Source organism: Arthrobacter silviterrae, assembly GCF_011045165.1.
GTDB lineage: Bacteria > Actinomycetota > Actinomycetes > Actinomycetales > Micrococcaceae > Specibacter > Specibacter silviterrae.
Map to the genome: position 1 here is coordinate 120,035 of NZ_JAAKZI010000006.1, position 22,780 is coordinate 142,814.

16 protein-coding genes and 3 pseudogenes are annotated in these 22,780 nt (G+C 64.1%); 7 read left to right on the plus strand and 12 right to left on the minus strand.

Going from position 1 to position 22,780, the window contains the following annotated elements:
* Positions 1-689: 689 nt before the first annotated feature.
* The 8 genes and pseudogenes from G6N77_RS05620 to glyA all read right to left on the minus strand — a co-directional run.
* Positions 690-1,025: pseudogene (locus tag G6N77_RS05620) on the minus strand (DinB/UmuC family translesion DNA polymerase); the annotation flags it as partial.
* A gap of 479 nt (positions 1,026-1,504) precedes the next feature.
* Complete coding sequence (gene purU / locus G6N77_RS05625; RefSeq protein ID WP_165181036.1) at positions 1,505-2,416, minus strand: formyltetrahydrofolate deformylase; 912 nt, start codon at positions 2,414-2,416, stop codon at positions 1,505-1,507.
* Position 2,417: 1 nt separating this feature from the next.
* A complete protein-coding gene (locus tag G6N77_RS05630; protein ID WP_165181037.1) occupies positions 2,418-3,791 on the minus strand; it encodes an L-serine ammonia-lyase in 1,374 nt (457 codons plus the stop codon).
* Positions 3,782-4,423, minus strand: coding sequence for a sarcosine oxidase subunit gamma (locus G6N77_RS05635; protein ID WP_165181038.1), 642 nt, complete (start codon positions 4,421-4,423; stop codon positions 3,782-3,784). Before G6N77_RS05635 ends, G6N77_RS05630 begins: the two co-directional genes overlap by 10 nt.
* A complete protein-coding gene (locus tag G6N77_RS05640; RefSeq protein ID WP_165181039.1) occupies positions 4,416-7,376 on the minus strand; it encodes a sarcosine oxidase subunit alpha family protein in 2,961 nt (986 codons plus the stop codon). Before G6N77_RS05640 ends, G6N77_RS05635 begins: the two co-directional genes overlap by 8 nt.
* The gene (locus tag G6N77_RS05645; protein ID WP_165181040.1) at positions 7,373-7,711 is read right to left on the minus strand and encodes a sarcosine oxidase subunit delta; all 339 of its coding nucleotides are present in this window, start codon (positions 7,709-7,711) and stop codon (positions 7,373-7,375) included. Before G6N77_RS05645 ends, G6N77_RS05640 begins: the two co-directional genes overlap by 4 nt.
* A gap of 31 nt (positions 7,712-7,742) precedes the next feature.
* Positions 7,743-8,963: a sarcosine oxidase subunit beta family protein gene (locus G6N77_RS05650; RefSeq protein WP_165181041.1), complete on the minus strand. Its 1,221-nt coding sequence runs from the start codon at positions 8,961-8,963 to the stop codon at positions 7,743-7,745.
* On the minus strand, positions 8,960-10,264 hold the full coding sequence (gene glyA / locus G6N77_RS05655; protein ID WP_165181042.1) for a serine hydroxymethyltransferase: 1,305 nt from the start codon (positions 10,262-10,264) through the stop codon (positions 8,960-8,962). The genes G6N77_RS05650 and glyA overlap by 4 nt, the downstream gene beginning before the upstream one ends.
* A gap of 178 nt (positions 10,265-10,442) precedes the next feature.
* On the opposite strand from glyA, the gene G6N77_RS05660 reads away from it, so the two are divergent.
* Positions 10,443-11,114, plus strand: coding sequence for a GntR family transcriptional regulator (locus G6N77_RS05660; protein ID WP_165181043.1), 672 nt, complete (start codon positions 10,443-10,445; stop codon positions 11,112-11,114).
* On the opposite strand, the gene G6N77_RS05665 is transcribed toward G6N77_RS05660, so the two are convergent.
* Positions 11,111-12,610, minus strand: a complete 1,500-nt coding sequence (locus G6N77_RS05665; RefSeq protein ID WP_165181044.1) for a PucR family transcriptional regulator — start codon at positions 12,608-12,610, stop codon at positions 11,111-11,113. The genes G6N77_RS05660 and G6N77_RS05665 overlap by 4 nt on opposite strands.
* Positions 12,611-12,753: 143 nt before the next feature.
* On the opposite strand from G6N77_RS05665, the gene G6N77_RS05670 reads away from it, so the two are divergent.
* From G6N77_RS05670 to G6N77_RS05695, 6 genes are all read left to right on the plus strand, one after another.
* Entirely contained in the window at positions 12,754-14,292 is a 1,539-nt protein-coding gene (locus G6N77_RS05670) for a purine-cytosine permease family protein (protein WP_165181045.1), read from the plus strand.
* 47 nt (positions 14,293-14,339) lie between these two features.
* Positions 14,340-15,596 (plus strand): aminopeptidase P family protein, encoded by a 1,257-nt coding sequence (locus G6N77_RS05675; RefSeq protein WP_165181046.1) that lies wholly within the window; start codon positions 14,340-14,342, stop codon positions 15,594-15,596.
* Positions 15,597-15,687: 91 nt separating this feature from the next.
* Entirely contained in the window at positions 15,688-16,485 is a 798-nt protein-coding gene (locus G6N77_RS05680) for a creatininase (RefSeq protein ID WP_165181047.1), read from the plus strand.
* 257 nt (positions 16,486-16,742) lie between these two features.
* Positions 16,743-18,053: an MFS transporter gene (locus G6N77_RS05685; protein WP_240901718.1), complete on the plus strand. Its 1,311-nt coding sequence runs from the start codon at positions 16,743-16,745 to the stop codon at positions 18,051-18,053.
* A 60-nt stretch (positions 18,054-18,113) separates the two neighbouring features.
* A complete protein-coding gene (locus tag G6N77_RS05690) occupies positions 18,114-19,370 on the plus strand; it encodes an aminopeptidase P family protein (RefSeq protein ID WP_165181049.1) in 1,257 nt (418 codons plus the stop codon).
* Positions 19,371-19,497: 127 nt separating this feature from the next.
* A complete protein-coding gene (locus tag G6N77_RS05695; protein ID WP_370875261.1) occupies positions 19,498-20,295 on the plus strand; it encodes an IclR family transcriptional regulator in 798 nt (265 codons plus the stop codon).
* A 532-nt stretch (positions 20,296-20,827) separates the two neighbouring features.
* Here the strand turns inward: G6N77_RS05695 and G6N77_RS05700 are convergent.
* The 3 genes and pseudogenes from G6N77_RS05700 to G6N77_RS05710 all read right to left on the minus strand — a co-directional run.
* A pseudogene (locus G6N77_RS05700) lies at positions 20,828-21,469 on the minus strand (IS5 family transposase); the annotation flags it as partial.
* A 51-nt stretch (positions 21,470-21,520) separates the two neighbouring features.
* Entirely contained in the window at positions 21,521-22,345 is an 825-nt protein-coding gene (gene istB, locus G6N77_RS05705) for an IS21-like element helper ATPase IstB (protein ID WP_165181051.1), read from the minus strand.
* A pseudogene (locus tag G6N77_RS05710) lies at positions 22,342-22,780 on the minus strand (hypothetical protein); the annotation flags it as partial. The pseudogene G6N77_RS05710 and the gene istB, both read right to left, overlap by 4 nt.

Below are 22,780 nucleotides of genomic sequence, written 5' to 3' on the forward strand. Positions count from 1 at the left end.
AGTCCCATTTTCGGCACAAGCAAAGCCCACCAAACTGCCGTTTTCCGCAGCTCAGGGGGCTTTCGGGGTGGGCAAGGAAGATTCGAACGACTGCCTGCTCTCAGGGGACAGCTTTGGGCCGTTGCTGTCGGTAGTTAATATGATTGATATTCCGCGGATTCTGGGACATTTTCATAACAGCCGCAGGTGTTCCCATGTGGTAATTTTCGATCGTTTCCGCGGGGAAACCGTAGGGTGGACTGTAAGGGGAAGCCAGTGCTCAAACGCAAGGATGACGCCACCCCTCCAGCGGATTTGCCGCCGTTCCGGGCCCAGTCTGGCGGGACCAGGTTGCTTCTGCCCCCACTCGGCCTAGAGTCGTTACACCGGTGAGTGACCCGGTGGAATTTGCCATGCAAGGGGCAGTAGCCCTGCGAAGTGAGCTTGGCAGTCTTCCGGATGGTATGACGAGCTAGGCTCGCGTTATTTACCGGCTGCAATCGACTACTTCCTGCGCAAGCGCGGCGACCTTTCGGATCCAATCCCCACCACGTTGGTGTCACCAGTCGACGGCATCGCTGACCCAAAAAAGTGGCTCCTCATGTGATTGGCTGTGCATGGAGAGAAGTTCCCCGCCCACCTCTAGCCGTTGAAGGTGCCGGGCAATGGTTCGGCGGTCAGACTGCTCCAAAGACTCGTCGCTTTCAGCTACCAGCTTCCCCGCTCCTGACTGGACCAGGTGCGCCCTCGAGGATCCGAGGCACCAGCGCGTACGCGGCCCGGCCCAGCAGCACCGGGTCCGCCGTCGGTATCGGCAAAGGCACCACCACGGACGGGTAGGACGTGTCCGCTGGGTAGTACTGGCACGTCGCGGCAAACGCGGTCAACACCTTTGCCTGCAGGTTGTGTTTGGCCAGGCGGGCACTGGCCTGCTGCGCATACACCCCCATGACCGGGCACATCGCGGCATGCGTGGTGATCGGAGTGGAAAAGGACCGGCCGAAAATCAGCTGGTCCCTCCCAATACGTTCCTCCTCCATCGGAATGCGCGCCGACGGGCTCGATACCGCACCCGTGCTCACCAGCCTCGGCGTCATCCAATGGTGGTAAGGCCACGGCAGCAAAGCCCACCAATGCTTCCAAAAAGCCCTCGAAGCAGACCCTGACTACCGGTTAGCCCAACTCGCCAACAACCTCTTCCGCGACGACATCCTCTCCGACTGGGCCACCAGCCGCCACAACGCCTACCATCCACCCCACACCCGCCAACCCGAAATCGGCGGACTCGGGATGGCGTAGGCCGTCTGCAACTGATCGGCATCCCGGGACTAGCGCAGCGGTCAATCGGAAACGTCGCGGTTGACCCAGTTGTAGCCATAAATTCGACGAGACGGTGACGTTTTTCCGGTGTCGCGACGCCAGCAACACCTTCCGCGAAACGGAAGCTCGTCGCAACTACGCACAGTGCCAAATATCCGGTTTCACTTTGGCACTCGGCAATCCGGACGTGGCAGATTTTGGTCGTTCAGCGAAGCACGATGGTCCGGTTCCCCTGGACAACGACACGTCCCTCGCAATGCCAGCGGACCGCGTTGCTAAGGGCCTTGCACTCGGTGTCCCGACCCGCCGCCACCAGGTCCTCCGGGCCAAAGGTGTGGTCCACCTCAATGACCTGCTGGGAGATGATGGGCCCTTCGTCCAGCTCGCTATTGACGTAGTGGGCAGTGGCGCCCACCGTCTTGACTCCGCGCGCATATGCCTGGTGGTATGGCTTGGCGCCCTTGAACGCTGGCAGGAAAGAGTGGTGGATGTTGATGGCCCGGCCCTCGAGCTTTCGGGTGAGCCCGTCACTGAGCACCTGCATGTAGCGGGCCAGAACGACCAGTTCGACGTCGTACGCGTCCACGAGCTCGAGCAGCCTCGCCTCGGCGGCGGGTTTCGATTCGGGCGTGACAGGTACATGGTGGAACGGGATGCCATGCCATTCGGCCAGCCGCTGGTGGTCAGGGTGGTTGGAGACGACGGCGACCACGTCAACGGGCAGTTCCCCCGTCCGCGTCCTAAACAGCAGGTCGTTCAGGCAGTGTCCAAACTTCGACACCATAATCAGCACGCGGCGCTTGGCGCCATGGGGGCGCAGCTCCCAGCGCATCCCGTGGAGGGCGGCAACTTCATGGATCCCGGCACGCAACGCCCCCAGCGCCGCCTCCCCCGCCGGTGCGGCAAAGTGCAGGCGCATGAAGAAATGGCCGTCCGGCTCCTGCTGCCCCGGAACCGGGCGCAGGTGCAGCCGGTCGCTGAACTGGCGCAGTTCAATGATGTCCGCGCCCTGTCCCAGCAACACGCCCGACAACTGGTTGACAATTCCGGGGCAGTCCGAACAGTCCAGGGTCAAGACGTACTGGGCCGAATCCGGCCCTTGCTCGAAGACACCCATCTCAGCACTCAATCACATTCACTGCCAGGCCCCCGCGGGAGGTTTCCTTGTACTTGCTCATCATGTCTGCTCCTGTCTGGCGCATCGTCTTGATCGCCTTGTCCAATGAAACCTTTTGGCTTCCGTCCCCGTGCCGGGCCAGCCGTGCGGCGTTGATTGCCTTGACGCTGGCAATGGCGTTCCGCTCAATGCAGGGAATCTGCACCAGCCCGCCCACGGGGTCGCAGGTCAGGCCCAGGTTGTGCTCGATGCCGATCTCGGCGGCGTTCTCCGCCTGGATGGGGGTCCCGCCGAGCACCTCGCACAGGGCGCCGGCGGCCATGGAGCAGGCCGACCCTACTTCGCCCTGGCAGCCCACCTCGGCGCCGGATATGGAGGCGTTGAGCTTGAAGAGGATGCCTATGGCCGCGGCGGTCAGCAGGAACCGGACCACTCCGTCGTCGTTGGCGCCCGGCACAAATTTCATGTAATAGTGCAGCACGGCTGGGATGATCCCGGCTGCCCCGTTGGTGGGTGCGGTGACAATCCGCCCACCGGCGGCGTTTTCCTCGTTGACGGCCAGGGCAAAGAGGTTGACCCATTCCATGGCCCGCAATGGGTCGCCGGCATCCTCGGGGGCCTGCAGGTCCCGCAGCAGCCCGGGCGCCCTCCGTGTCACCTTCAGTCCGCCGGGCAGGATGCCCCCGGCATTGCAGCCATTGGTCACGCAGTCCTGCATGACGGACCAGATGTTCAGCAGTTTGGCGCGCAGGTCCTCCTCCGTGTGCCACACCAGTTCGTTGGCGAGCATGACCTCGGAAATGGACAGGCCTTCCCTCTTGCAGGTGGCCAGCAGCTCGTCGGCGGTGGTGAAGGGGTGGGGCAGCACGGTTTCATCCATGATCACCCGATCGGCGCCCACGGCTTCCTGGTCCACGACAAAGCCGCCGCCGACGGAGTAGTAGCTGCGCTCGCGCACCACGGCGCCCAGGTGGTCGATGGCGCGGAACGTCATGCCGTTGGGGTGTGCCGGCAGTGACTTGCGCCGGTGAAGGATGATGTCTTCGTTGAAGTTGAAGTCGACCCTGTGGGTGCCGGCCAGCATCAGGGCCGCGTCCAGGGCGGCCTCGGCCACCAGGTCGTCCGCCCGGTGGGTGTCCACGGTTTCGGGGTCGTGGCCCGCCAGCCCCAGCACGACGGCCTTGTCGGAGCCGTGTCCGCGTCCTGTGGCGCCAAGGGAGCCGAAGAGCTCGGCCTTGACTCGCACGACGCCGGCCAGCTCGCCGTCGCGCGCCAGACCGTCGGCGAAACGCCTGGCCGCGCGCATCGGGCCCACCGTGTGGGAGGAAGAGGGCCCGATGCCAACGGAGAACAGGTCAAGGACGCTCAGTGCCATGTCGGGCTGCCCGCAGCGGCGAATTCGCCCATGCCGTCAAGGAGCCAGCGGCCGAGGTGGTCGGCGAAGGAGGCCCTCGGGAAGATCTGGAAAGTTTCCGGCCCGGTCTTCCACAGAACCACCGGAATCTTGCCGATTTCGGTGGTGATGGCCGTTCCGGGGGCGAAGGCGCGCGGGTGAAGGTCCGCCGCGCAGCTTTTCTCCAATACGTCCCGGGCACTGGGCCCGGCCAGTTCAAGGGTGGTCCGGTTGCTGGACAGATCCACCACCTGGCCGGAGCTCTCGCCCAGTGCTTCGACCAATGCGGCGGCCAGGATGCCGCCGTCGACGCCGCCGTTGTCCGGGGCAATGGCGAGGAACTCGTCCGGCCCAAGCCACAGCACGGCCAGCCCGGAAGGCCCGGACGTGACGTTCCCGCAGGCCAAGGGCAGGCCGCCCGTGACTGTGCCGATACGCCGGCCCGCTTCGGAGGACGGATCGACGCGGATGCCGACCATGGTCTGGAACGGGATTTCACGCAGGGTGACCCCGCGCTCCCCCGCCACGGACCCGACTGCAAAGTCGGTCCACAGGTGGGCTGCGGGGCTCCGGCGGAGCCCCCGAACCTCAGTGTTTGCTGTTGTGTTAACCATCTCGGCGTTTCCCTTCGGCATCAAAAAGTACTGTTTCCCCAACAACCACGTCCACGAGCTTGGAGCCGACGGCGGCGACAAGGCGTTCGCCGATCCGGTTTCGCCCGTTCTTGATCAGGGCCAGCCCGAAGGACCGTCCCAGGGCGGCACTGTGGTAGCTGGAGGTGACGAATCCCTCCATGGGGACGGGCCCGTAGGCGGGGTTCACACTCACGCCGGTTTCTACCAGTTGCGTGCCCTCCGGCAGGCGGATGGAGTGGTCCACAGGCAGCACGCTGACCAGGTGCTTGCGGCCTTCGCGGACCGCATCGGTGCGCTGGTAGGAACGCCGCCCGATGAAGTCCTTGGCCTTGGAGACCACCCATTCCATGCCCGCATCCTGGGGGGTGACAGTGCCGTCCGTGTCCTGGCCGACGATCGGGTAGCCCTTCTCGGCTCGGAGCACGTGCATGGTCTCGGTGCCGTACGGAGTGATGTTGAATTCCGCTCCCGCCTCCGTCACGGCCTCCCACGTGGAGAGCCCGTACCAGGCCGGGACATTGATCTCGTAGGCGAGTTCGCCGGAGAAGGAGATGCGGCACACCCTGGCCGCAATGCCGGAGGCCAGCACCGTCTCCTTGAACGTCATGAACTTGAATGCCTCATTGGAGAGGTCCAGCTTCGGAGCCACCTTGGCCAACACGGCACGCGACTTGGGTCCCACGACGGCGATGGTGGTCCATTGCTCCGTCACGGAGGTGAAGGTGGCATCCAGTTCGGGCCATTCGGTCTGCTGCCATTCCTCCAGCCAGTCCAGCACCTTGGCTGCGCCGCCGGTGGTGGTGGTCATGAAGTACCTGTCCTCGTCCAGGCGCAGGGTAACGCCGTCGTCGAAGATCATGCCGTCAGGGGTGCACATGACCCCGTAGCGGGCGGAGCCGGGGGCGAGCTTTTTGAACGCATTGGTGTAGATCCGGTTCAGGAATTCCCCGGCGTCCTTGCCGCGGATCTCGATCTTGCCCAGCGTGGTGGCGTCCATGTAGCCCACGGAGTCGCGGACGGCGGCGCATTCGCGCAGCACGGCGGCGTCCATGTCCTCGCCCGGCAGCGGGTAGTACCAGGGGCGCTTCCACTGTCCCACGTCTTCGAACAGGGCGCCGCGGTCCTCGTGCCAGGTGTGGATGGAGGTGCGGCGGGCTGCGTCGAAAAGCTCGCCGCGCTGGCGCCCGGCCAGTGCAACAAAGGGCACCGGCGTGAACGGCGCCCGGTAGGTGGTGGTGCCGATGGCGCCGATGTCGGGATCCACCTCCGTGCCCTGTTGGCGGAACGCGGCCGCGATGACGCCGATCGCGTTCACGCCGGAGGTCTTGCCCTGGTCGTTGGCCGTGCTGATGGAGGTGTAGCGCTTGATGTGCTCCACGCTGCGCAGCCCGGCCCCGGTGGACCGCCAGACGTCGGCCACGCTCTGGTCGCGCTGGAAATCCACGAAGTGGTGGTGCCAGTCCGACGCCGTCCCTTCCGTCCCGCCGACCAGCCACAGGGCGCGGGTGGGGCCCATGGGCTGCGCCGGGCGGGCCGGACGGGCCGCAGCGGCAGTCGCGGCGGCAACGGCACCGGCCGTGGCAAATCCGGCGTTGACGGCGGCTACGGAACCGGCGGTGGCGCCCTCAGCCACACAGTCAGCCAGGGCGTAGCTGCCGCGGCCGGCCCCCACCACCTGCTGGTTCTTCACGGTGGTGGACGGCACAAAACCGGCCAGCTCCACATCCCAGCGGACCTTCCCCTGCGCCTGGCTGTGCAGGTGCACCACGGGGCTCCAGCCGCCGGAGACCGCCAGGAGGTCGGCCTCAATTTCCTCCATCCGGCCGACGGGGGCGCCGTCGTCGTCTATCGCCGAAACCGTGACGCCGTGGACGCGGGAAACGCCTGAGGTGTTGACCACGGCGCTGCCGTTGATGACGCGCACGTGCTCGCTCTCGGCGGCCGCGGCGGCCAGCGGGGAAAGCTGCGGGCGGGCGTCAACGATGGCGGCTACCTCCACCCCGGCTGCCAGCAGGTCCATGGCGAGCTGGTAGGCGCTGTCGTTGGTGGTGCCAATGACCACCCGTGAACCGGCCGCGACGCCATAGCGGTTGAGGTAGCTGCGGGCTGCGGAGGCGAGCATGATGCCTGGCCGGTCGTTGTTTTCAAAGACGATCGGGCGTTCGTGCGCGCCGGTGGCCAGGACCACCTGTTTGGCGCGGATGTGCCAGATGCGCTGACGGGATACGGCGCCGCCCGGATCTTCCGCCAGGTGGTCGGTACGGTTCTCCAAGGCGAGAAGGAAGTTGCTGTCGTAGGAGCCAAACACGGTGGTGCGGTGCAGCACCGTGCATTCCGTGTTGGCAAGCAGCTCGGCCTCGATGCCGGACACCCAGTCCAAGGCGGGGGTGCCGTTGACGTGCTCGTCGCGGCCGGAGAGCAGGGCACCGCCCAATTCCGGCTGGTCGTCAATGAGAATGACGCGAGCCCCGGTGTTGGCGGCGGCCTGGGCAGCGGCAAGCCCGGCGGGTCCGCCGCCGACCACCAGGACGTCCGTGTGGACGTACTTTTTGTCGTACAGTGCTTCGTCATCGACGGGGTCAAGCTTGCCGAGGCCGGAGAGGAATTCGACGTCGAGCCCGTCAACGAGGGACACGGCCGTGGCGGGGAGCATGGATTCGGCGGCGTGTCCGGGGAAGCGGCCGGTGACCTTGATGAGGGCGTTGGATTCCTCAACGCCGGCGGAAAGGATGCCGCGGGGGCGGTCCTCATAGAGCGAGTTCCCGGCGGCCAGGCGGCCATTGGCAATCAGCGCGGAGGCCACGGTGTCGCCCGGGTGGCCAGAATAGCCGACACCGTCCACGGTGAAGTCCAAGGTGATGCTGCGGTCAATCCGGCCGCCCCCGGCGAGCCTGTTGGGCTGGTTCTGCCGGGCTTGGTTCTGTTCGGTCATGGCTTTGCTCCTTCCGGTGCATGCTGGGTGGGGGAGGTGCTTCCCGTGCCGGCGGGGATCAGGCCAGCCGGCGGCTGTTCGCCCATGCGGTACACGGCCTTGATGTCATAGCTGACGGTGTCGCGGACCATGTTGAACCACTTGCGGCAGCCGGTGCTGTGCACCCAGCGCTCGGCAAAGAGTCCCTTGGTGTTCTGGCGGTAAAAGAGGTACTCAGCCCATTGGCGGTCGGAAAGTTCCTCCGGGTGTTCGGGGTAGGCCACGTGGGCCTGCCCCCCATAATGGAATTCGGTTTCGTTGCGCGGCCCGCAGTTGGGGCATGAAAACAACAACATTGTGTGTTCCTTATCTACTCTCGGGGCCGGACTAGTGGGCCACGGCGGCGGCGCCGTGTTCATCGATGAGCGCGCCCGTTTCAAACCGTTCCAGCGAGAAGGGCTTGTTCAGCGTGTGCGGGGCGCCCGTGGCGATGGTGTGCGCAAACGTCAGCCCGGCGGCCGGGGTGCCCTTGAACCCGCCGGTCCCCCAGCCACAGTTCACAAACATGTTCTCCACCGGGGTCGTGCCCACGATGGGCGAGGCATCCATGGTGGTGTCCACTATCCCGCCCCAGGTGCGCAGCACGTGGGCCCGGGCGAAGATGGGAAAAAGCTCGACGGCGGCGGCCATCTGTTCCTCGATCACGTGGAAGGAACCGCGCTGGCCGTAGCCGTTGTAGGAGTCGACGCCGGCCCCCATCACCAATTCGCCCTTGTGGGCCTGGGAGACGTAGACGTGAACGTGGTTGGACATGACCACCGTGGGGTGCACCGGCTCGTGCAGTTCGGAGACCAAGGCCTGCAGGGGGTGTGACTGGATGGGAAGCCGAAAGCCGGCCATCTCGGCCAGGACCGAGCTGTGCCCGGCCGCGCAGAGACCCACCTTTTCGGTGTTGATGGTGCCGCGGCTGGTCCGGACGCCAGTGACCTTGTTGCCTTCCTTGATGAAGCCGGTGACCTCGCAGTTCTGAATGATGTCCACACCGAGTTCGTCGCACTTGCGGGCGAAGGCCCAGGCGACGTGGTCATGCTTGGCGATGCCGGCCCGCGGCTGGTAGGTGGCCCCCATGACGGGGTAGCGGATGTTGTCGCTGATGTTCAGAATCGGACACAGTTCCTTGACCTGCTTCGGGTCCAGCCATTCCGCGTCGACCCCGTTAAGCTGGTTGGCGCCCACCCGCCGTACGCTTTCGCGCACGTCGCCCAGGGTGTGGGCCAGGTTCATGACCCCGCGCTGGCTGAACAAGAAGTCGTACTCGAGCTCCTCGGGGAGGATCTCCCACAATTTCAGGGAGTGCTCATAGATGGCGGCGCTTTCATCCCACAGGTAGTTGGAGCGGATGATGGTGGTGTTCCGGGCCATGTTCCCACCGGCCAGCCAGCCCTTTTCCAGAATGGCAATGTTTGTCATTCCGTGGTTCTTGGCCAGGAAGTAGGCGGTCGCCAGGCCGTGGCCGCCGCCGCCAACGATAACCGCATCGTAGGATTTTTTGGGGTCCGGGTTGCGCCACAGGAATTCCGGGTGTTCCGGCAGGTGTTCGGTAGTCACGGGGCAACTCCGTTCGGGGTGGACTCGGTCGAGAGGAGCGGGTACAGCGGGAATTTTTCGGCCAGTACACTGACACGGTCGCGCAGCAGGACAGCAGACTCTTCGCTGAGCTCACCCTTGAGGGCTTCTGCGATGATGTCGGCAACCTCGGTGAATTCGGCCGGGCCGAATCCGCGGGTGGCCAGGGCCGGGGTGCCGATGCGCAACCCCGAGGAGACCATCGGCGGACGGGGGTCAAAGGGGACGGCATTGCGGTTGACGGTGATGCCGATGCGGTGCAAGCGGTCCTCTCCCTGCTGGCCGTCCAGTTCGGAATTGCGAAGGTCCACCAGGACCAGGTGGACGTCGGTGCCGCCGCCCACCACGGAGATCCCAAATTCGGCGACGTCCGATGCCAGCAGCCTTTGGGCCAGGATCTTGGCCCCGGCCAGGGTGCGTTCCTGGCGGTCCTTGAAGGACTCGGAAGCGGCGATCTTGAAGGACACGGCCTTTGCCGCGATCACGTGCTCCAGCGGCCCGCCCTGCTGGCCGGGGAACACGGCCGAGTTGATCTTGCGGGCCAGGGACTCGCGGCTGAGGATGACGCCGCCGCGCGGGCCGCCCAGGGTTTTGTGCGTGGTGGTGGTGACAACGTCGGCGAAGGGCACCGGGTTCGGGTGCAGGCCTGCCGCGACCAGGCCTGCAAAGTGGGCCATGTCCACCATGAGATAGGCGCCCACCAGGTCTGCGATGCGCCGGAACTCAGCAAAGTCGAGCTGGCGCGTGTAAGCGGACCAACCGGCCACGATCAACCTGGGCCGGTGTTCAAGCGCCAGCGCCTCCACCTCGGCCATGTCCACCATCATGTCGGATTCATTCACATGGTACGGAACCACGTTGTAGAGCTTGCCGGAGAAATTGATCCGCATGCCATGGGTGAGGTGTCCCCCGTGTGCCAGGTCCAGGCCCATGATGGTGTCGCCCGGATCTAGCAGCGCGAACATGGCAGCGGCGTTGGCCTGGGCACCGGAATGCGGCTGGACGTTGGCGGCTTCGGCCCCGAACAGGGCCTTGACACGGTCGATGGCCAACTGCTCGATCACGTCAACGTGCTCGCACCCGCCGTAGTAGCGCTTGCCGGGAAGGCCCTCCGCGTACTTGTTTGTCAGCACGGAGCCCTGCGCCTCCATGACGGCGGTCGGGGCAAAGTTCTCGGACGCGATCATTTCCAGCGTTGACTGCTGGCGCACAAGTTCCGCCGCAATGGCCGCGTCGACCTCGGCGTCCACGCCGGCCAGGGTGCCGGTGAGCACATCTACCATGGGTTGCTCCTTTGCAAATTAGATGTAATGCACAACTAAAAGTGAACTAATACTTAACTGATATATTAGATTGAGTGCAACAATATGTTGTAGATCACCCATCGTCAAGCGGTTCGTGGAAATAACTGCCGCGGGACATCCTGGACGATGCGGACGACAGAGATGAAAAGGGGACACGATGAGCCTTGCCGTGGCACAAGAGGTGGCCGGGGACTCCACCCTGCCGCTCTCCGAACAGGCCTACCGCCACCTGCGCGACCAGCTGATCATGCTGGAAATCCGCCCGGGCGACGCCATTAACGACCAGGCACTCGCCGGGCAACTGGGCATAGGGCGCACCCCCGTCCGAGAGGCCCTCAAGAGGCTCGAAAGCGACCACCTGGTCGTTTCCTACCCGCGCCGGGGCACCTTCGCGACGCGCGTGGACATCACGGAACTGGCCGACATCTCCGAAATCCGCGAACTCCTGGAACCACTGGCGGCCCGACGGGCATCCCGAAGCGCGACAGCCGGCATGAAGGCTAGATTGCGGACGTTGGCGGCAGACATTGCGGCCTCGGATCCGGCCGGCGCTGACCAGTTGGCGCTCATGCGCTACGACATCATGGTCCACCGGCAAATCTATGCGGCCGCCGCGAACCCGCATCTGGAGGATGTACTCATCCGTTACGACAACCTGGCGACACGCATCTGGTGCCTCGTGCTGGACAAGATCCCGTCCGTGGCCGGGCACATTGCCGAACACGTCAACCTCTTGGAGGCCATCGCCGACGGCGACTCCGAGCTAGCCGGGAGCCTGGCACTGGAGCACGTCACCAGCTTTGAAAAGACCGTCCGCAGCGTCCTTTAGAAAGCACCCCTGGCAGCTACCGGCAATCCTGCGGCTGCCGCCCTGGCAGCAATGTGGATGTCAAACAACCTGCCGGAAGTCCGCGGGTTCCCGCCAAGCAGCTCCTGGATCTTGCTCAGGCGTTTGTGCATGGTTTGCCGCTCAATGTTCAGCGTTTGTGCCGAGCCTGTCGTGTTGCAGCCTGAATCCAGCCAGCAAACCAGCGTGGCCAGCAGGGCCGTGCCATGCTTTCTGTCCCATTCCTGCAGTTCCCCGACATTTGAGTAAACGTAAGGGCCCATAAACGCCGGATCGGGCACTGCCGCGAGGATCCGCCGTCCCAAAAAGTCCATCGCGTCAAGCACCCGCCCGCTGGCGGGCCTGCCGAGGGTCAATACGGCCTGGGCCTCCACGTGGGAGGCATGCGCGCCGAAGCCATCTGCCACAGTCGGACCGAAAGCCCCGCAGATTTCGGATCCCCGTATAGCGTCTTGAGCGGCGGCTAGCAACCTCCCCCGCGCGTCACGGGCATCCTCGTGCGCCATGACAAACAGCACAGCCAGCTCCCCGTCCCTCAAGTGGGACCGGGTGCCCACTCCCCTGGCGCGCAAGGCACGTCCGACGGCGGGGAAGTCCGCTTCCCTTCCGGCCGATCGGAAGATGGCCACGGCGGCGGCCTGGCCCGGCGGCAGCCCAGCCTGCAGCCAAAGGCCCTCGACCATTGCAGCATCGCTACCGTCGACCACCGCCTCCAGTAGGCGCGCCTCGGCCACCTGAGCCGCCGTGGGCCTGAAGGACTGCGCCAGCGCCAGCCCCAAGATGCCCGAGAGACGGTCGGCCGCCAGTTCCATCAGGAACGGGTCCGGGGAGGGGGACCGCAAGGTCAACTGCGCGGCCAGTTGTCCGCCGACGACAATACGAGCCTCCGCCGTCGAACATTTCCCCTCCACGGGACCGCCGGCATGGCCGAGCGGAAAGCCGTCCGCAGCTGCCAACGAGACCTCCGCTGACAAGGCCGTGGCCACCATCTCAAGGATGCCCGGCAAGTGCGGGCCGCGGTCGGTGATCTGGCGGGCAATGCGTCGCGAGACTGCGTCAACGACTTGGTGGGCGTCCGCCTGCTCGTTGACCACCCGGCGGTTTACGGCCTCAGCAATGTCGACGAACGGCGCAACGGCGCGCAGCTCGATCAGCGGCAACCCGTGGTCATTGGCTGCGTCAATGAGCCCGTCCGGCAAGGTGGCCGTCTGACCGGCCGTCTGCACGGCCAGCGCCGCGATGTTCCGTCCCGCCAGGCTGCGGACATAATCACGCTGCTCCTTTGCTGGCAGGGCCAGCAACGCCTCGCCGCCCGACAGCAGCAGCTCCCCGCCGCGCAGAAGCGGGGCAATTTCGAGGACTTCACTGGAATGAACCCACCGAACAACGCGCTGCAGTGTGCCGGGCACGTTACTGCAGAGCCAGGGGTCTGCTGCTGACATGGCTTGGGAGGCGAGAACTTCGGCAAGCGTAATCATTGATATCTCCCGAATGATGGATGACATTTAGTCGCTTAGTTTCACCTTAGTCTATCCATAATGTCTCTATGTTGTGGGCCAAGTCACCCATAAACTAGTTCAAGCTCGCACTCCCCATCACAACGCAGTGAATCGAGACCCGCATGAACCGCACCAGATTTCGGTCGCATGAATCCGCGACCGTCGAGGTTGAAGATGTGCTGCAACCGATCCCCGAATCGGCACGCACCACGAAGCTTTCCGGCCAGTTTTGGATTTGGGCAGGTGCCAACGTCGCCCCCATCAACTGGATACTCGGAGCACTCGGGATCCAGCTTGGCCTTGGACTGCGCGACACCCTGATCGTGCTGATTGTCGGAAACGCAATCGGCATGGCCGGGTTTGGCTTCTTCGTCATCCTTGGCCAACGAACAGGTGCAACAGGCATGCTGCTGGCGCGCGGCGCCTTTGGGCGGCGCGGCGCCTACCTGCCGGCCGCCATCCAAGCCACCATCGCCATCGGCTGGTCCGCCGTGAACACCTGGGTCATCCTGGACCTGGTTATGGCACTGTTCGGCATGATCGGCTGGGTCGACCCCCATCAGCAAAACATTCCGGTGCGCATCCTCGTCGCTGCCGCAATCATGTCCATTCAGGTGGCGATTTGCTACCGCGGATACCGCGCCATCGCCAAGTTTGAACGCATCACGATGCCGCCCACGATCATCGTCCTGGTGGCAATGTCCATCATCGCGTGGACCCACCTTGACATCAACTGGGGCTACGCCGGACCCGCCGGCCACGTTCTGGAGGGCATGCCGCGCATCGCGGCCATGTCCGCGATCATGACTGTCATCGGCATCGGATGGGGGATCGGCTGGTTCACATACGCCCCCGATTACTCCCGCTTCGTCAGCCGCAAGGTCAAGCCGGCCAAGCTGTTCCTGGTCAGCGTTCTAGGCCAGTTTCTGCCAGTCGTCTGGCTCGGCATCCTCGGTGCCAGCCTCGCCACCAAGAATGGTTCAGCCGATCCCGGGGAGCTGATTGTTTCGAATTTCGGCACCATGGCCATCCCCGTAATCCTCCTGGTGATCCACGGCCCGATTGCCACCAACATCATCAACCTCTACACCTTCGGCGTCGCGTTCCAGGCGCTCGATGTGAAGATCTCCCGCCGCAAGCTCTCCATCCTGGTGGGCATCCTGTCAATGATTGCAGTCATCGCCTTCATGTTCGCTCAGGATTTTGCGATGATCCTCGACACCTGGCTTGGCACCATAGTCGCCTGGGTGGCCACCTGGGGCGGCATCATGGCCGTCCACTACTTCATCTTTGAACGTCACCACAAGGACTACTCCTACCTGTTCCTGGATTCGAAGTCCACGTCCCTGAAGTCCATCAACCCGATAGCCTTCATCGCCTTCTTCGCCGGAATCGTCATGACCTGGCTGTTCATGTACGGCGGAATTCCAGCGCTCCAGGGCCCCATCGCCACGGCCATGGGCGGAGTCGACCTTTCCTGGCTGGCTGGCACGCTCACTTCCTCGGCGATCTACTTCGCCCTCGGATACCCGCGCTTTCGCAAGCGCATCAAGGCCGGAGTGCCCCTGGGCATCCGCGTCGGCCTGAATGAGGATGACGTGCTGGCAGAGCACGGCGACGCCTGCGCGGAAAACATCCCGGAGCCGGCGCAGCTGGCCTGAAATCCCCTATTTCCCTCACTCATTTCAACCCCCGACTAGGAGTCACCATGACTGTCACCGCTTCCTCCGCCGCCACGTCCGTTTCCGAACTGGAGCGCCTGAAGACCCTGCACAACGGCACCAAGGCGCCCCTGACGTTCACTGACGCAGAATTCGAACGCCGCCTCGGCGGCCTGCGCCGGATCATGGCAGAAAAGGACCTCGACGCCGTCGTCCTGACCAGCTACCACAACATCAAGTACTACTCCGACTACCTCTTCACCTACTTCGGCCGCTCCTACGCCCTCGTCGTCACCCCCGAAGACTCCGTCTCCATCACCGCCAACATCGACGCCGGCATGCCCTGGCGCACCAGCTACGGCGACAACATCGTCTACACCGACTGGCGCCGGGACAACTTCTACTTCGGCATCCAAGAAGCCCTGAACCGCCGCGGCATCAAGGCCACCCGCCTCGGCGTCGAAGACGACACCCTCCCCGTCCTCCTGCGCGACAAGCTCCAGGCCGCCTTCCCCGGAACCACCCTCACCGACGTCTCCCAGGCCGCCATGCGCCAGCGCATGATCAAGTCCGCCGAGGAAATCGAAGTCATCAAGCACGGCGCCCGCATTGGGGACCTCGGCGGGGAAGCCATCAAGGCAGCCATCCGCGAAGGCATCACCGAATACGAAGTCGCCCTGATCGGCACCGAAGCCATGGTCCACGAAATCGCCCGCACCTTCCCCGACCAGGAAGTCCGCGACACCTGGGTCTGGTTCCAATCCGGCATCAACACCGACGGAGCCCACAACTGGGCCACCACCCGCAAACTCCAGCAAGGGGACATCCTCTCCCTAAACTGCTTCCCCATGACCAGCGGCTACTACACCGCCCTGGAACGCACCCTTTTCCTCGGCGAACCCGACGCCCGCTCCCTGGAACTATGGAACATCAACGTCGAAGTCCACGAACGCGGACTCGAACTCATCAAGCCCGGCGCCATCTGCAAGGACATCGCCGCCGAACTCAACGAGATCTACATCAGCCACGGACTCCTCTCCAACCGCACCTTCGGCTACGGCCACTCCTTCGGCGTCCTCTCCCACTACTACGGCCGCGAAGCCGGACTGGAACTCCGCGAAGACATCGACACAGTCCTGGAACCCGGCATGGTCGTCTCCATGGAACCCATGATCACCATGGCCAACAACCAGCCAGGCGCCGGCGGCTACCGCGAACACGACATCCTCGTCGTGGGCGAAAACGACGCCGAAAACATCACCAAATTCGGCTACGGCCCCACCAACAACATCATCAACCCCTAACCACACAAACACCCACCGGATGCGGCTGCCGCGGCCCCCGCCAGCAGCAACCAGGCCTTGCACGCCCCACTCAAAGAGGAGCATCACCAGCATGGACAGGTCAGTATTTCTCGAAGACTTGGACGCCTTCACCTACCGTCAAGCCTTGGCATCCCGCGACGCAGTTGTTCTAATCCCCGTTGGTTCGCTGGAGCAGCATGGCCCCCACCTTCCGCTGGGGACGGACACCATCCTGTCCACGGAATTCGCCGCGGCAGTTGCGCAGCGTTTGGGTGCATTCGTTGCCCAGCCCATCAGTTACGGATATAAGTCACAGCAGAAATCCGGCGGCGGCAATCACCTCTCCGGGACCACCAGCCTCGACGGCGCTTCCCTCATTGCCATGGCAAGGAACCTGGTCAAGTCCTTCCTCAGCCAGGGCGTCCGGCACGTGGTCTTCATCAACGGGCACTTCGAAAACTACCAGTTCCTCTACGAAGGAATCGACCTTGCCCTGGAGGATATGCGGATCGGTCCCGGAGCGGAGGAGAGCGTATTGCTCCTGTCCTACTGGGACTTTGTCACTCAGGAGACGCTGGCCCAGGTCTACCCCGACGGCTTCCCCGGCTGGGAAATCGAACATGGCGGCGTGCTGGAGACATCGCTCATGCTCCACCTTGATCCCCCCAGGGTTGCCATGGACCGCCTGGTAGACGGCCCGGCTGCGATCCTGCCGCGCTTTGACCGGCTTCCCGTGATGCCGGAACGCACGCCGGCCACCGGCTGCCTGTCCTCGGCAGCCGGGTCCAGCGCCAGCAAGGGCGCGCTGCTCCACGGCCAAGTCGTCGACGACCTGGTTGCCGACCTGGCCGCGGAACTGGCCTGCGAACGTGCGGGCGTGCCCGCCTAGCGAAGGAACACAACTCAATTTCATTCATTGCACCAAATGCGTCGCAGCGAGTATTTTCTCGCCGCGGCGCATTTGCGTCGTCCCTTGCAAATTGCATCCCACAAGACCCTTGACAGTGACCCGGGCCACACATAGTCTAATGCAACAGCGTTGCATTGAATGCAACCCCAACATTTTTGGTGGAACCCATGACACATCACAAATCCCCCAGCACGGACCGGACGGCAACGATGCCGGCCGCCGGCGGGCAGTTGAGCATGAGCGGGCAGCCCCGGCCTGGCGGCGGCACCGGCCTCGACAAGAGCACCCGGCGAAGGGTTATTGGCGCCAGCTTCATCGGCAACTTCGTAGAATGGTTTGACTACGCCGTGTATGGCTATCTGGCAGCGACCATTGCGGGCGCATTCTTCCCGGAAGCGAACAAGCAAACGGGCCTGTTGCTGACATTTGGCCTGTTTGCCGTTTCCTTCTTTGTCCGCCCCCTCGGCGGCTTCGTCTGGGGCCACATCGGTGACAAGGTGGGCCGGAAGAACGCACTCTCGCTGTCCATCCTGATCATGTCGGCCGCGACGTTCGCCATCGCCTTGATCCCGGGCTACAACACGATCGGCCTCTGGGCCCCGATCCTGCTGCTGGTAGTCCGCGTGGTCCAGGGATTCTCGGCGGCCGGCGAGTACGCCGGGGCTTCAGCGTTCCTGGTTGAGTACGCCCCGCCGAACCGCCGAGGCATCTACGCCGCCGTGGTCCCGGCCAGCACGGCTGCCGGGCTGCTGCTCGGATCCCTCATCGCTGCCGTCCTGTCCGTCACCCTGAGCGCCGGACAAATGAACGAATGGGGCTGGCGGCTGCCGTTCCTGCTCGCCGCCCCGATGGGCTTGATCGGGCGTTACATCCGCGTCAAGCTGGAGGACACGCCGGCATTCCGCGCACTGGAGAAAGAGGACGACGTCATCAAGGCGCCAGTCACAGCGCTTTTCCGCAATCACTGGAGGGCCCTGCTGCTGGCCGTGGGTGCCGTGCTGCTGAACGCCGTCGGCTTCTACGTGATCCTCAGCTACATGCCGACCTACCTCAGTGAGGAGTTGGGATTCGGTGCGACCGAGTCCTTCGTTGCCACGACCATTGCGCTCATCACCTATATTGGATTCATCTTCCTGACCGGCCTCGCCTCCGACAGGTTCGGCCGCAAGAAGGTGCTCATCACGGCATCGGTTCTCTTCGTCTTCCTGACGGTTCCCGCCTTCATGCTGCTGGACACCCGCAACTTTGTTGTCATCCTGCTCGTCCAAGTCCTCCTCGGCGCCATGTTGACATTGAACGACGGCACGCTGCCCAGCTTCCTTGCGGAGCTGTTCCCCACCAAGGTCCGGTACAGCGGCTTTGCTGTCAGTTTCAACCTCTCCAACGCGATCTTCGGAGGGACGGCGCCATTCGTGGCAACGCTGTTGATTGCCAGCTCCGGGTCCAAACTGGCACCGGGCTTCTACCTGATGGCCGCCGCCGTCGTTTCCCTGATCGCGGTGGCCTGCGCCAAGGAAACCTCCAAGGACCCCCTCCAGTCGCACTAGTGCGGCCACTCCCTAGTCTCCCCCCTCACTATGCACATGCAACACCAACAAGGAGCAACAATGACCATCAACACCCCGGCCATCGCGACAAACGTTTCCGAACTGGAGCGCCTGAAGACCCTGCACAACGGCACCAAGGCGCCCCTGACGTTCACTGACGCAGAATTCGAACGCCGCCTCGGCGGCCTGCGCCGGATCATGGCAGAAAAGGACCTCGACGCCGTCGTCCTGACCAGCTACCACAACATCAAGTACTACTCCGACTACCTCTTCACCTACTTCGGCCGCTCCTACGCCCTCGTCGTCACCCCCGAAGACTCCGTCTCCATCACCGCCAACATCGACGCCGGCATGCCCTGGCGCACCAGCTACGGCGACAACATCGTCTACACCGACTGGCGCCGGGACAACTTCTACTTCGGCATCCAAGAAGCCCTGAACCGCCGCGGCATCAAGGCCACCCGCCTCGGCGTCGAAGACGACACCCTCCCCGTCCTCCTGCGCGACAAGCTCCAGGCCGCCTTCCCCGGAACCACCCTCACCGACGTCTCCCAGGCCGCCATGCGCCAGCGCATGATCAAGTCCGCCGAGGAAATCGAAGTCATCAAGCACGGCGCCCGCATTGGGGACCTCGGCGGGGAAGCCATCAAGGCAGCCATCCGCGAAGGCATCACCGAATACGAAGTCGCCCTGATCGGCACCGAAGCCATGGTCCACGAAATCGCCCGCACCTTCCCCGACCAGGAAGTCCGCGACACCTGGGTCTGGTTCCAATCCGGCATCAACACCGACGGAGCCCACAACTGGGCCACCACCCGCAAACTCCAGCAAGGGGACATCCTCTCCCTAAACTGCTTCCCCATGACCAGCGGCTACTACACCGCCCTGGAACGCACCCTTTTCCTCGGCGAACCCGACGCCCGCTCCCTGGAACTATGGAACATCAACGTCGAAGTCCACGAACGCGGACTCGAACTCATCAAGCCCGGCGCCATCTGCAAGGACATCGCCGCCGAACTCAACGAGATCTACATCAGCCACGGACTCCTCTCCAACCGCACCTTCGGCTACGGCCACTCCTTCGGCGTCCTCTCCCACTACTACGGCCGCGAAGCCGGACTGGAACTCCGCGAAGACATCGACACAGTCCTGGAACCCGGCATGGTCGTCTCCATGGAACCCATGATCACCATGGCCAACAACCAGCCAGGCGCCGGCGGCTACCGCGAACACGACATCCTCGTCGTGGGCGAAAACGACGCCGAAAACATCACCAAATTCGGCTACGGCCCCACCAACAACATCATCAACCCCTAACCACACAAACACCCACCGGCGGGGATTGAATCCCCAGCCCTCCAGCGGTTATACGCGGCGCCACGAATCTAAGGTGGCGCCGCGGACGCATTTAAATTGCAGCGGAATAGGGAAGGATGGAGACATGATGACATCCGCAGCCAAGGCGCGCAACGACACCGTCACTCCCGAATCTCGCGGCACTTCGGTGATAGTCAATGCCATTGCCGTTTTGCGCTGCTTCTCGGCCGAGGATCCACTGCTTGGCGTCACCGAAATCGCCCAGCGCGTGGGCATGCACAAGAGCAGCGTTTCCCGGATCCTTGCCACGCTGGAACAAGAGGACCTGGTGGAAAGGGATCCGGATTCCCGACGGTTCAAGCTGGGCCTGGGACTGATCGCCGTGGCCGGCCCTCTTCTGGCCGAGATGGAGGAGCGGCGGGTTGCCTATCCCCTGCTGCGCCGGCTGACGGAGCAGACAGGTGAAACCAGCGCCTTGATGGTGTGGAACGGTTCCGAATCCATGTGCGTGGAACAAATCGCCAGTCCCCAGCAGGTCAAGCACACCGCCCCTTTGGGTGCCCGATACCATGACGCCATGAGTGCCTCAGTGCAGGTGTTCCTTTCCAAGGAGCCCGAAGATCGCGTGCGCGCCCTGCTCCGCAACGGCACCGTTTCCTACCCCGGACTGGACGAAGCGAGTCTCGACGCGTACGTTCTCCGGCTCAAGGACGCCGCTACCCGCGGGTATGCAACCAACTACGGCGAATCCTCACTGGACGAGGTGGGAGTGGCCGCCGTGGTATATGACCACCGCGGCGACCCGGTGGCCGCGGTCCTGATCCCTGCCCCACGATTTCGGGTATCACAGGAGCGGCTGCAAACCCTCGGCGAGGCCTGTGCACAAACGGCACGCCTGATCACCACCCGGCTTGGTGGCGCATAGCATTGCAGTCGCGTTCGATGAAAAAGATGGTGCCTGAGGGGCCAGAGGTTGCTGTCATCCTCAGGGCCAACCAAGCCTAGGAAACCCTCTCAGAGGAGGACATTTTTGGGCAATCGCGGTCGGTTGTTAATTCCTTGATATTCCGCGGATTTTGGGTCTTTATCACACCAGCCGTAGGTTCTCATATGTGGTCTTTTTCGATCGTTTCCGTGGGGTAAAGGTGGGGTGATCCGCCTCCATGTCGAGCCGAGCTGCAGTAGGCCGGCTGCGTCAATTCGAGCCGATCGAGCAACACCGCGCTCATGTGCGGCTCTTCAGCGACTACAGTCGCCACGTACAGGATTACCGACACTCTGCTAGCTCACGTCTCACGGGGAACCCACCCGGAATTCCTGCCAGTTCGAGCAGATGAACCACGCTAGCAGATCAGGTGTCGATACAAACCTGCAAAGAGGTCACTTTGAGCTGTTTCCGCAATGAATACTTGCAAGAATGCAAGATACTAAGAAAATCCGCCAATAGGCCCTGACCGTTAGGGCTTGCGCTTGGGCCTGGTGTCCCATCGGTGGGTGTGCCAGGCCTCGCGGATCAGGCGCCGCAGGACGATGATGCTGTTGGCCAGGCTGATCATGGCGTCGATGACCCGGGCCCGGCGTTCGGTGCAGACCAGGAGTTTCTTGAAGCCGCGGGTGTGCCAGGCGTTGGTTCGTTCGACCACCCAGCGGGCGCCGGCCTGGAGCGGTTCGCCCTTGGTGCTGATGACCCATTCGCACCCGAGTTCGGTGAGCAGGGTGCGGGTCTTGGAGCTGTCGTAGCCGGCGTCCAGGTGCACGGTGATCCGCGCTGGCAGGTGGAATCCGAAGCGTGAGAGCTTTTCCAGGGTGGGGCGCAGCAGTGGGGAGTCGTGCCGGTTGGCCGGTGCGGCCACGCAGCCCAGCGGGATGCCCTTGCCGTCGGTGAGGACGGAACGTTTGGTGCCCAGTTTTCCGCGGTCCACCGGGGATTTTCCGGCCAGTTCCCCTCCGCAGGGTGCCTTGACGATGCACCCGTCCACGGTGAGGTTCTCGAGTTCCAGGCCGGTGATCCGGTCGTAGGCTTCCAGGCAGAGTTGTTCGAGGGTGGTGAAGATTCCGGCGTTGATCCATTCATCGCGGCGTCGCCGGATGTCGCTTGCCAGCGGGATGGGACCACCGCGTTGCCACGAGTATGGGACCACTCGTTAGTGTTATTTAGCATTGCGGCTCTCCTTGTTTTCGTCAAGGGTGGCGCGCCGGTTTCCGGTGTTGCGTTGGCGCCAGGAGGGGCCTTCGATGACGAGGGTGTGGGCGCCCTGGGTGAGCCTGTCGATCGCTGATTGGGCCAGCAGGGTGTCGGCGGTCATGGCCATCCATTCGGCGGGCTCGCGGTTGGAGCTGATGATGGTGGATTTGCGGCGGTGGCGTTCAATGACGATTTCGTAGAAGTCGTTCGTCTCGGTCGCGTCCAGGGCCTTGATGGCAAAGTCGTCCACGATGAGCAGGTCCACGGCGGCGATGCGCCGCATTTCGGCCTCAAGGCTGTTATCGAGCCGGGCGCCGCGCAGGCGGGTGAAGAGCTTGTCGGCGCGGGTGAAGTGCACGCTCATCCGCCGCCGGATCCCGGCGTGGCCCAGGGCGGTGGCGAGGTGGGTTTTGCCGACCCCGACCGGGCCGAGCAGGAGCACGGAGTGCCCGGCCTCGGCGAAGGCCAGGGTCGACAGGTCCGAGAGGAGCATCCGGTCGTAGCTCAGGTCCGCGGCGTCATCCCAGCTTTCCAGGCGCATGGATGCGTCCAGGCCGGCCCGGGCGGCGCGCAGGGCGGCGGAGCGCGAGTCGCGGCGGGAGAGCTCGTCGGCGAGCAGGAGTTCCAGGAACGCCGCGTGGCCCATCTTTTGCTGGCGGGCGAGCACGAGGCGTTCGGGCAGGGTGTCCTTGAGCCCGGAGAGTTTCAGGGCCCGCAGGATCCGTGAGAGGTCCGTGCTGACCGGGTCCACCGGCCCCGCCGGGATGGTCGTGGTGCTTTGCTGGTTCATCGCTGTTCCTCCTGTTCATCCTGGGCTTGCTCGGCGTGGGAGAAGACGAGGTGCAGCTGCACTCCGCGCCCGTACCGGGGGCCGGCGCCGACCCCGACTGTCCCGGTGGTCCCTGAACTGGCGGCGTCACCGGTCCCCTCATTGGCCAGCCCGGTCCGCGTGGTGGCAATAGAGGTCCCAGCGTTGGCCAGGCCGGTCCCAGCGTTGGCCAGGCCGGTCCCCGCACTGGCAGCGCCGCCGGTCCCGCGGCTGGCCAGGGTGGTCCCCGCGCCGGCAGAACGCCCCGCCGCCGCGGGGCCGGCCGCCGCGGTGGCGTATTCGGACGGGTCGCGGGCGAAGCGCGCCGTCCCGGCCGCGACGGCGACCGGCATCAGGGCCGGGATGTTCTCGACGGCCTTGGCCAGCATCGAGTCGATCTTGCCCACGGCGATGACA

Excerpts from the sequence above, each read along its gene's own strand:
- G6N77_RS05635 (WP_165181038.1), bottom strand. The coding sequence starts at position 4,423 with ATGGTTAACACAACAGCAAACACTGAGGTTCGGGGGCTCCGCCGGAGC.
- G6N77_RS05660 (WP_165181043.1), top strand. The coding sequence starts at position 10,443 with ATGAGCCTTGCCGTGGCACAAGAGGTGGCCGGGGACTCCACCCTGCCG.
- G6N77_RS05695 (WP_370875261.1), top strand. The coding sequence starts at position 19,498 with ATGACATCCGCAGCCAAGGCGCGCAACGACACCGTCACTCCCGAATCT.
- G6N77_RS05665 (WP_165181044.1), bottom strand. The coding sequence starts at position 12,610 with ATGATTACGCTTGCCGAAGTTCTCGCCTCCCAAGCCATGTCAGCAGCA.
- purU (WP_165181036.1), bottom strand. The coding sequence starts at position 2,416 with ATGGGTGTCTTCGAGCAAGGGCCGGATTCGGCCCAGTACGTCTTGACC.
- G6N77_RS05645 (WP_165181040.1), bottom strand. The coding sequence starts at position 7,711 with ATGTTGTTGTTTTCATGCCCCAACTGCGGGCCGCGCAACGAAACCGAA.
- G6N77_RS05690 (WP_165181049.1), top strand. The coding sequence starts at position 18,114 with ATGACCATCAACACCCCGGCCATCGCGACAAACGTTTCCGAACTGGAG.
- G6N77_RS05630 (WP_165181037.1), bottom strand. The coding sequence starts at position 3,791 with ATGGCACTGAGCGTCCTTGACCTGTTCTCCGTTGGCATCGGGCCCTCT.
- G6N77_RS05680 (WP_165181047.1), top strand. The coding sequence starts at position 15,688 with ATGGACAGGTCAGTATTTCTCGAAGACTTGGACGCCTTCACCTACCGT.
- G6N77_RS05640 (WP_165181039.1), bottom strand. The coding sequence starts at position 7,376 with ATGACCGAACAGAACCAAGCCCGGCAGAACCAGCCCAACAGGCTCGCC.
- glyA (WP_165181042.1), bottom strand. The coding sequence starts at position 10,264 with ATGGTAGATGTGCTCACCGGCACCCTGGCCGGCGTGGACGCCGAGGTC.
- istB (WP_165181051.1), bottom strand. The coding sequence starts at position 22,345 with ATGAACCAGCAAAGCACCACGACCATCCCGGCGGGGCCGGTGGACCCG.
- G6N77_RS05685 (WP_240901718.1), top strand. The coding sequence starts at position 16,743 with ATGAGCGGGCAGCCCCGGCCTGGCGGCGGCACCGGCCTCGACAAGAGC.
- G6N77_RS05670 (WP_165181045.1), top strand. The coding sequence starts at position 12,754 with ATGAACCGCACCAGATTTCGGTCGCATGAATCCGCGACCGTCGAGGTT.
- G6N77_RS05675 (WP_165181046.1), top strand. The coding sequence starts at position 14,340 with ATGACTGTCACCGCTTCCTCCGCCGCCACGTCCGTTTCCGAACTGGAG.